The sequence below is a fragment of the Streptomyces sp. NPDC047706 genome, assembly GCF_043204795.1.
GTDB lineage: Bacteria > Actinomycetota > Actinomycetes > Streptomycetales > Streptomycetaceae > Streptomyces.
In genome coordinates, this window is the sequence record NZ_JBIDCW010000005.1 from 324,818 (window position 1) to 334,199 (window position 9,382).

General features: G+C 71.3%; 7 protein-coding genes. 5 read left to right on the forward strand and 2 right to left on the reverse strand.

The window, feature by feature from the left end:
- Nucleotides 1-44 precede the first annotated feature (44 nt).
- Nucleotides 45-2,165, reverse strand: a complete 2,121-nt coding sequence (locus tag ACGF8A_RS08770) for an ABC transporter family substrate-binding protein (protein WP_393105688.1) — start codon at nt 2,163-2,165, stop codon at nt 45-47.
- A gap of 297 nt (nt 2,166-2,462) precedes the next feature.
- On the opposite strand from ACGF8A_RS08770, the gene ACGF8A_RS08775 reads away from it, so the two are divergent.
- The 4 genes from ACGF8A_RS08775 to ACGF8A_RS08790 are packed head-to-tail and all read left to right on the forward strand — an operon-like array spanning nt 2,463 to nt 6,360.
- Nucleotides 2,463-2,753, forward strand: coding sequence for a hypothetical protein (locus ACGF8A_RS08775; RefSeq protein WP_393105690.1), 291 nt, complete (start codon nt 2,463-2,465; stop codon nt 2,751-2,753).
- Between the two features lie 33 nt (nt 2,754-2,786).
- Nucleotides 2,787-3,623, forward strand: coding sequence for a hypothetical protein (locus ACGF8A_RS08780; RefSeq protein ID WP_393105692.1), 837 nt, complete (start codon nt 2,787-2,789; stop codon nt 3,621-3,623).
- Between the two features lie 17 nt (nt 3,624-3,640).
- A complete protein-coding gene (locus tag ACGF8A_RS08785) occupies nt 3,641-5,581 on the forward strand; it encodes a fumarate reductase/succinate dehydrogenase flavoprotein subunit (protein WP_393105694.1) in 1,941 nt (646 codons plus the stop codon).
- A complete protein-coding gene (locus ACGF8A_RS08790) occupies nt 5,578-6,360 on the forward strand; it encodes a succinate dehydrogenase/fumarate reductase iron-sulfur subunit (RefSeq protein WP_393105696.1) in 783 nt (260 codons plus the stop codon). Before ACGF8A_RS08785 ends, ACGF8A_RS08790 begins: the two co-directional genes overlap by 4 nt.
- Here ACGF8A_RS08790 and ACGF8A_RS08795 read toward each other — a convergent pair.
- The gene (locus ACGF8A_RS08795; protein ID WP_393105698.1) at nt 6,349-7,269 is read right to left on the reverse strand and encodes a class I SAM-dependent methyltransferase; all 921 of its coding nucleotides are present in this window, start codon (nt 7,267-7,269) and stop codon (nt 6,349-6,351) included. The two genes, ACGF8A_RS08790 and ACGF8A_RS08795, sit on opposite strands and share 12 nt — an antisense overlap.
- Nucleotides 7,270-7,593: 324 nt before the next feature.
- On the opposite strand from ACGF8A_RS08795, the gene ACGF8A_RS08800 reads away from it, so the two are divergent.
- Nucleotides 7,594-9,186 carry a hypothetical protein gene (locus ACGF8A_RS08800; RefSeq protein WP_393105700.1) on the forward strand — a complete coding sequence of 531 codons (1,593 nt, stop codon included), beginning with the start codon at nt 7,594-7,596 and terminating at the stop codon, nt 9,184-9,186.
- The last annotated feature ends 196 nt before the right edge of the window (nt 9,187-9,382 follow it).

Genomic DNA, 9,382 nt, shown 5'->3' on the forward strand with positions numbered 1-9,382 from the left:
GCCCGCCAAGGGCGCTCCGGGGCCGTGCGGGGCCGAAGGCCCGCTCAGCCCTCGGTCGTGGGCTTCGCCGACTTCTTCGGCTTCTTCAAAAAGCCCATGTCCTGGTACACCGGTGTCTCGAAGCCGAAGGAGCCGATGTTGGCGAGGTTCTTGCGGGCCGCGGTGAGCTGGGGCCGCTGGTAGAGGGGGATGGAGCCGGCCGCGGCCCAGATGCGGGAGTCGGCCTTGCGGACGAGGTCGCGGGACTCCTCCGCGTCCAGCGTGCCCACGGCCTGGTCGAAGAGCTGGTCGACCTGGTCCGTGCCGACCCGCGTGTAGTTCTGCTCGATGCTCAGGGAGCCGTCGGCGGCCGGTACCGGCTTTGCGTAGATGGGCCGGGCGTCGGTCGCGGGGAACGCCGAGGCGGGCCAGGAGTACAGCGCGAGGTCGTACTCGCCGTTGGCGATGTGGTCCTTGAAGTAGCTCTCCTCGGAGACCTTCTTGGTCTCCGTGGTGATCCCGACCCGCTGGAGCATCCGCGAGATCCGGTCGGCGACCCGGTGCAGCGTGCCGGACCCCGGCCCGGACGGAAGCACGAAGCGCAGCGTGAGCGGCTTGCCGTCCTTGGCGAGCGGCCCGGCCGCGGCGCCCGGAGCCGCGGTGCCCTTGGGCGCGTAGGCCCCCTGTGCCCCGCCGCCCTGCTGGACGTGCTGCTTGCCGTCCTGCGCGAGGTTGCGCGGGTCCTCCTCGTGGTCCCGCCCCTCCTGCGCGCGGTCCTGCCCGGCGCCCTCCCCGGGGTCCCGGTGGTCACGCCCCTCGGAGTCCTCCCCCGCCTTCCCGTCCTCCCCCACGATGTACGTCCCGTCGTCCTCCCCCGCGGGCTCCCCGCTCTCCGGCGACGCCGACTTCCCCTCCGGCCCCGCCGCCTTCTCCTTCTTCTGCTCCTTCAGCGGTCCGCCGCGCACCCACCCCGCGTCGGCGAGCAGCGCCTGCGCCTCCTTGGTGTCCTGGCCCCCGAGGGCCCCGCTGTTGTCGGCGTAGGCCTCCTGCCCGGACAGCGCGAGGTGGCTGCCGACCGGCTGCGCGGGCAGGCCCAGCGGTTCGAGGACGACCTCCGCCAGCTCCTTGCGGTCCAGTGCGCGGGCCACGGCGCGGCGGACCCGTTCGTCGGCGAGTGGGCCGCCGGCGCCGTTGAGGGCGAGCTGGGTGTAGGCCGGTTCCAGTGACTTGCGGACCTCGTAGCGGGCCAGCGCCTGCCGGTCCGCCGGCACCGCCGCCCCGGTCCCCGGTGTCGAGGTGCTCTTCGGCTGCCCGGCGAGGTCGATGAGCCGGGCGGTGGCGGCGTCGATGCCGGCCAGGTCCACGGTGCCGGCGGCCAGGGCCTCGGCCCGCTCCTCCAGTGGTACGGCGCGCAGCACGATCTTGGCCAGCTTGGCCGGCTCCCCCCACCAGCGGGCACTGCGGACGAGGACGACCTCGTTCTTCTTCTTGTCGACCTTCTCCAGCGTGAACGGCCCGGCGGTGACCTTGAGCTTCGTGCGGGCCCCGTCGTTGAAGGAGTCGGGCGTACCCATGATCTCCTTCGGGTACAGCGGCGAGAACAGCGATCTCCAGTCGGCGTACGGCCGGCTGAAGGTGACCTTGACCTCCAGGTTGCTGCCGCCCCGTTCGATCCGTTCGATCCGGTCGTATCCGTCGTTGCGCGCGGTCCAGTAGGCGCTGTCCTTCCCGGACAGGGCACGCCACTGGGCGGCGAAGTCGGCCGCTCCCAGCTCCCGGCCGTCGCTCCAGACGGCCTGCTGGTTGAGCTTGTAGAGGACCACCTGCCGGGGCTCGGTCTCGACGACCTCCGCCGACTCCAGGTAGTCGGGGTTGATCACCGGCCGCCCGCTCTCGTTCAGCCGGAACAGCGAAGGCAGCACGGCCTGCGCGACCGTCGCCGTGGCCGCGTCGGCGTCGGCCTGGAACGTGTTCAGCGTCTCCGGCACGGCGTCCACCGCCCAGACCAGGGTGCCACCGTCGGCGACCTGTGCACGGCCGGCCGGCGCGATGTCCTGTCCGGCCAGCGGCTTGCCGGCCTCGTCGTCCGAGCCGCACCCGGCCAGTGCGGGCACCGCGAGGACGCCCGCGGTGAGCAAGGCGACCGAGCGCATCACCGCGCGCAGTGTGACGCCGTCGTGGGACATCTCTGCTTACCTCCGGGAGCCGCGGGGGTTACGATCACTTTTGGTGGTATATGGAGCTGATCAGATGTTTTCGGCTTAGTACGGCCACTGAAGAGGAAAGGGTTCGGCAACACCGGGCGACACGGCGACCACGGCCGGGAAGCCCACCCGTGCGGCGCAACACACCACGGGATGCACCAGCACGCCTCGGCCAATCGGTGCACGTCCCTTCCCAGCGACAGGTGTGACGCGCAACACTCGCAGGCGCATGACCGTTGCCACCCACGGCCTCCGTGCCGACGGAAGTGAGGTCACGTCATGTCCGTGCACGACGAACTGACATCGGTGCAGCGCTGCCTGGACGACCTGTCCCGGTCGCTGGGCCGCCTGGAGCAGCAGCTCGGCGCCGGCGGGCTCGACATCCGCCGCGTCCGCACCGACTGCGAACACCTGCGCGAGAGTGTCGCGCTGCTCCGCGAGGCGGCGACCTCTCCGGCCGCGCAGCGGCGCCCGGAGCTCGTCACCATCCCCGACACCCCGTACGACAACAGCCTGTGGGTCGACACGGACGACGAGGGACTCGGCGCCCGCGACCGACGCGCACCCTGACCGGCCCGAGTCCCGACCGACCGGAGTCACACCTTGGCCACTGGTACGGAACCCACAACCACAGATCCCCATCCCCCCGGCGGCGGCGTCCGGTCGGGTGCCCGCGCCGCGATCGGAGCCCCGCACCTGCGGACCGACCGCTGGTGGCTGGCACCGGCCGCCACCGCCGCCGGCCTGCTCGCCTTCATCGTGTACTCGACCTGGCGGGCCTTCGCGAACGCCGACTACTACGCGGCCCCGTACGTCTCGCCGTTCTACTCCCCCTGCCTGGCGGAGAACTGCGAGCCGATGAAGGGGGGACCCAACTGGGAGCTGTTCGGCGGCTGGTGGGGCATCTCCCCCGCGATCATCATCCTGATCTTCCCGCTCGGCTTCCGGCTGACCTGCTACTACTACCGCAAGGCCTACTACCGGGGCTTCTGGGCGTCCCCTCCGGCCTGCGCGGTGGCCGAGCCGCACAGGAAGTACACCGGTGAGACCCGCTTCCCGCTGGTCCTGCAGAACATCCACCGGTACTTCTTCTACGCCGCGATCCTCGTCGCCGGCATCCTGACGTACGACACCGTGCTCGCCTTCCGCGACGAGAACTACGCGTGGGGCCACATGGGCCTGGGCACGCTGGTGTTCCTCGTGAACATCGTGCTGATCTGGGCGTACACGATCTCCTGCCACTCCTGCCGGCACATCGTCGGCGGCAAGCTCAAGCACTTCTCCAAGCACCCGGTGCGCTATCGCATGTGGCAGTGGGTCGGGACGCTGAACGCCCGTCACATGCTGCTCGCCTGGGCGTCGTTGGTGAGCGTGGCGCTCGCCGACTTCTACGTCTATCTCGTCGCGTCCGGGGTCTTCGACGATCCGCGCTTCTTCTAGATGAGTGGGGCCTTCTGATGTCCGTGGTCGAGCGACAGGAGTGGGACGTCGTCGTGGTCGGCGCGGGTGGCGCCGGACTGCGCGCCGCCATCGAGGCGCGCGAGCGCGGCGCCCGCACGGCCGTGATCTGCAAGTCGCTGTTCGGCAAGGCGCACACGGTGATGGCCGAGGGCGGCATCGCCGCCGCGATGGCCAACGCCAACCCGCACGACACCTGGCAGACGCACTTCCGGGACACGCTGCGCGGCGGCAAGTTCCTCAACCAGTGGCGGATGGCCGAGCTGCACGCCCAGGAGGCCCCGGAGCGGGTGTGGGAGCTGGAGACCTGGGGCGCCCTCTTCGACCGTACGAAGGACGGCCGGATCTCCCAGCGCAACTTCGGCGGCCACGAGTACCCGCGCCTCGCCCACGTGGGCGACCGCACCGGCCTGGAGCTGATCCGCACCCTCCAGCAGAAGATCGTCTCCCTGCAGCAGGAGGACCACCGCGAGACCGGCGACTACGAGTCCCGCCTGAAGGTCTTCCAGGAGTGCACGGTCACCCGCGTCCTGAAGGACGGCACCCGGGTGAGCGGGGTCTTCGCCTACGAGCGTGAGTCGGGCCGCTTCTTCGTCCTCCAGGCCCCCGCCGTGGTGATCGCCACCGGTGGCATCGGCAAGTCCTTCAAGGTCACGTCGAACTCGTGGGAGTACACCGGCGACGGCCATGCGCTGGCACTGCTGGCGGGCGCGCCGCTGCTGAACATGGAGTTCGTGCAGTTCCACCCGACCGGGATGGTCTGGCCGCCCTCGGTGAAGGGCATCCTCGTCACGGAGTCCGTCCGCGGCGACGGCGGCGTGCTGCGCAACTCCGACGGCAAGCGGTTCATGTTCGACTACGTCCCCGACGTCTTCAAGGAGAAGTACGCCGAGACGGAGGACGAGGCCGACCGCTGGTACGAGGACCCGGACAACAACCGGCGCCCCCCGGAGCTCCTCCCCCGCGACGAGGTCGCCCGGGCCATCAACGCCGAGGTCAAGGAGGGCCGCGGCTCCCCGCACGGCGGTGTCTTCCTGGACGTGTCGACGCGGATGCCCGCCGAGGTGATCAAGCGCCGGCTGCCGTCGATGTACCACCAGTTCAAGGAGCTCGCCGACGTCGACATCACGGCCGAGGCGATGGAGGTCGGCCCCACCTGCCACTACGTGATGGGCGGCATCGCCGTCGACTCCGACTCGGCCGCGGCGCGCGGCGTGCCGGGGCTCTACGCGGCCGGGGAGGTGGCCGGCGGCATGCACGGCTCGAACCGGCTCGGCGGCAACTCGCTGTCCGACCTGCTGGTGTTCGGGCGCCGGGCGGGACTGCACGCGGCCGAGTACGCGGCCGGGACCGCGGCGGACCTCCCCCGGGTGGACGACGCCGAGGTGTCCTCGGCGGCCGCGGAGGCGCTGCGCCCCTTCTCCGCCGAGGCCGAGACCGAGGAGCCGGCCGGGGGCCCGCCGGAGAACCCGTACACCCTGCACCAGGAACTCCAGCAGACGATGAACGACCTGGTCGGCATCATCCGCCGCGAGACGGAGATGAAGCAGGCCCTGGAGAAGCTGGCCGAGCTGCGGGTACGGGCCCGGCGCGCGGGCGTCGAGGGCCACCGCCAGTTCAACCCGGGCTGGCATCTCGCCCTGGACCTGCGGAACATGCTGCTGGTCAGCGAGTGCGTGGCGCGGGCCGCGCTGGAGCGGAACGAGTCGCGCGGCGGACACACCCGCGAGGACCACCCTTCGATGGACCGCAGGTGGCGCCGGGTGAACCTGCTCTGCCGGCTCACCGACCCCACGGGCGGCCTGGCGGCCACCGACCCCGACCGGGGCCAGATCGCCCTCACCCGTGAGAACACCGAACCCATCCGTCCCGACCTGCTCGCCCTCTTCGACAAGGAGGAGCTGGTCAAGTACCTCGCCGAAGAGGAGCTGTACGAGTGAGCAGCTATGAGGCCCGCTTCAAGGTGTGGCGCGGGGACACGGACGGCGGTGGCCTGGAGGACTTCCGGGTCGAGGTCAACGACGGCGAGGTGGTGCTGGACATCATCCACCGCCTCCAGGCCACCCAGGCCCCCGACCTGGCCGTGCGCTGGAACTGCAAGGCGGGCAAGTGCGGTTCGTGCTCCGCCGAGATCAACGGGCGTCCCCGGCTGCTGTGCATGACACGGATGTCGGTGTTCGGCCGCGAGGAGACGATCACCGTCACTCCGCTGCGCGCCTTCCCGGTCGTACGGGATCTCGTCACGGACGTCGGCTTCAACTACGAAAAGGCGCGGGAGGTCCCGTCCTTCGTCCCGCCGGCCGGGCTCGGGCCGGGCGAGTACCGCATGATGCAGCAGGACGTGGACCGGTCGCAGGAGTTCCGCAAGTGCATCGAGTGCTTCCTGTGCCAGGACACCTGCCATGTGGTCCGCGACCACGAGGAGAACAAGCCCGCGTTCGCGGGCCCGCGCTTCCTGATGCGGGTCGCGGAACTGGACATGCACCCCCTGGACGCGGCGGCCGAGTCCGGCCTGGACCGCAGACGCACCGCCCAGGACGAACACGGACTCGGCTACTGCAACATCACCAAGTGCTGCACGGAGGTCTGCCCCGAAGGCATCAAGATCACCGACAACGCCCTGATCCCGCTGAAGGAGCGGGCCGTCGACCGCAAGTACGACCCGCTGGTCTGGCTGGGCGACAAGATCCGCCGACGGCCCGCGTCGTCAGCCGGCTGAGGCCCGCAGATAGCCCGAGTGCGCGACCTGCCCGAGGAAGGTGAACCGGGTGTCGGTGGTCATGTGCTTCTCGAAGGCCTCCTTGATGCCCGGCCACTTCGGGTGCCCGAAGTCGTCCAGCACGACGATCCCGCCGGGCGCGACGATCTGTTCGGCCCACTCCAGGTCCTTGGCCACGCCCTCGGCGGAGTGGTCGCCGTCGACGATCACCACGCCGTAGGAGCGGTCGGAGACGGCGGCGCGCACCTCGGGATCCTCGGAGAAGCCCTGCTGGATCCGGGTCGCGGCACCGGCCGCGCCCACCAGCGCCAGATTGCTGCGCACGGCGGCCTCCCGCACCGGCGTGCCCGTCACGTCCCCGCCGATGCTGGTGCCCGGCTGGAGCTGCTGACCGGCCAGCGGGTCGACGATCGTCAGCCGCGGATCCCGGCCCTCGCGCTCCATCATCCGGATCAGGGCCGCGCCGAACATGCCGTACAGCGTGCCTATCTCCAGGATCTCGTCGTTCGGCGGGTCCAGCAGCGGTACGGCGGAGAGTTTGCCGCAGATGTTCATCGTGCCCCCGGCTATACGGCCGACGCCCAGCGCCTCCATCGCGATGAGCAGCCGGAACGCCTGCGCGACGGCCCGCTCCGCGCCCTCCCCGTTCCCGGTGACATGGGTCAGTTCCCCGATCGTCCGGTTCAGATGAGGCGTCGACGGCAGCCGCGAAGCCCCGCGCCCGGTCCCGTCGAAGAACAGCTCCAGGGGCCGCTGACGGTTGCGGACCTTCTTCAGCTCCTGCTGCACGGCGTCGTAGGAGGTGTTTCCGACGACCCGCCGGACCTCACGCTGGATGCGCTGGTCGATGAGTGCGGTGACGGGCCGCAGAGCACGCCGGGCGACCTTGCTGGTGAGTAGAGCTCGCATGGATCGGTGACCCTCACAGGGATTGGGGGAAGTGCCGTGGAACGTAGGCCGCCCGCAGCCACTCCACAACTAACGGGAGCACCCCTACGGGCAAAGCGCACATGACGACTCCCCGACGAATCGGTGACACCAGGGGTGCGGACGACCCCGCGCGCTCACGCGAACGGGTGACGGCGGCGACGCATCCCTGCGGGCCGCCGCACCCTCGGGCCCGAGGGCCGGCTGCCCGCGCGGCTGCCGGTCCACACGCCGGTCCACACATCGGTCCACACAAGGGGCGCACACCACTCGCGGAGCTGCATTCCTGCTCATACGCTCCGAAATGTGACGCCCTCCTCGATCCGCCGCCGGCCCCGGCACACGACCTCGCACATATCCGCGCAGGTCGCGCACGCGCTGCTCGGCGGAGTGATCGCGATCCTGTGGCTGGTCTGGCCCGAGCTGACCGCCTCGCCGAGCAGCGACCGCCAGGGCGCGCTCGCCCCGCGCGCCCCGCAGCAGAAGGTGCAGGAGACCTCCACCGCCGACCTCGTGCTCCCGCTCGCCGCCCTGCTCGCGGCGGCGGCGGTGGCCACGTACGCCTACGTCCGCCGGACCCGGCGCATCCGCACCCGCACCACCCCGGGCGGCCCGGCGTCCGCCACGGCACCCGCTCTCACCCACCCTGTGATCCAACTCGACGGGCGGGCACAGGCGTCGCTGGTCGAGGCCGACGACTGCGTACGCACCAGCCGCGAGGAACTCGACTCCGCCGCGGCCACCTCCGCCCCGGAGGCCATGGAGCCGTTCGCGCGGGCGTTACGGGAGGCGGAGTGGGAGCTCTCGGCCGCGTTCGCGATGCGGCAGCGCTACGACGACGGCGTCCCGTCCGAGGCGTCGGCCCGGCGGCAGGCCCTCGCCGGGATCGTCGGGCGGTGCGCGGAGGCCGGGCGGCGGCTGGACGCGGAGGCGGCGGGCTTCGACGCGGTACGCGGCCTGGAGCGGGGCTTCGGGGCGGCGCTGGAGGCGGCGGAGAACCGGTTCCGTGAGGTGGCCGGCCGGACGTCCACCGCCGGGTCGACGCTGGCGGAACTCGGCAGGCGGTACGCGGCCACGGCGTACGCCCCGGTCGTCGGCTTCGTCGAGCAGGCCAAGGACCGCATGGTGTTCACCACCGTCCACCTCGACCAGGCCCGTCAGGCCGCCGATGGGAACGAACCCGAGCGTGCCGCGGCCCACCTGCGCGCGGCCGAGGGCGCGATCGCACAGGCGGCGATCTTCGAGACGGCCGTCGAACGTCTCGCCGGAGAACTGTCGACCGCCGGAAAGCTGACAGGAGCGGCCCTCACGGGGGCGGAGGTGGAGATCGCCGGGGCACGACGGCGGCTGGCGGAGCCGGGGGGCGGGGCGGAGGGGCCAGGGGCCCGGGTCCCGGCCGGCGAACTGAAGTCACGTGTCATGCACGCCGACGCCGTACTGGCCGCCGTACGCGAAACGCTGACCGGCGGGCCGTACGACCCTCTCGACGCCCTGCGCCGCATCGTGCGGGCCGTCGCGCCGGTCACGGCGGCACAGCCCGGGGTGCTCCTGGTGGCCGGTGAGATGGTCGCCCGGAGCACGACGGCCGGGGCGGCCGACTTCGTCGCGACGCACCGGGGTGCGGTGGGCGCCGAGGCCCGCACACGCCTGGCGGCCGCGCGGCGGCTCCTGGCTGAGGAGCCCCTCACGGCCGACACCCTCGCCCGCACCGCCCTGCACCTGGCCGAGCAGGACGTCCGAACACACGGCACCCCCACCCCGGAAGCGACCCCGTACTCCACCGGCGTGGGCGGGGCGCTCCTGGGAGGCATCCTGCTGCACGATGACCCAACTCCCGGACCACCCGCGAGCTTCGGCGGCCCGCGCACCCGCGGGCGCCACAACTTCCCACTCTGGTAACAAACCTCTTGCCCCGTCAGGTATCGAACGCCTCTTTTATATGATGATCGGATCCTGTTGAGAGTTGATCCGATGTCGCGCGGACGAGCGGGGGCGGTTGAGCGTGATCAAGCCGGAGCAGATTCCTCAGTTCACCGGTGATCTGGCGCAGTTGGAGCTGGACTGCGCGGCGTTGAAGACGGACGCGGGCAGTGTC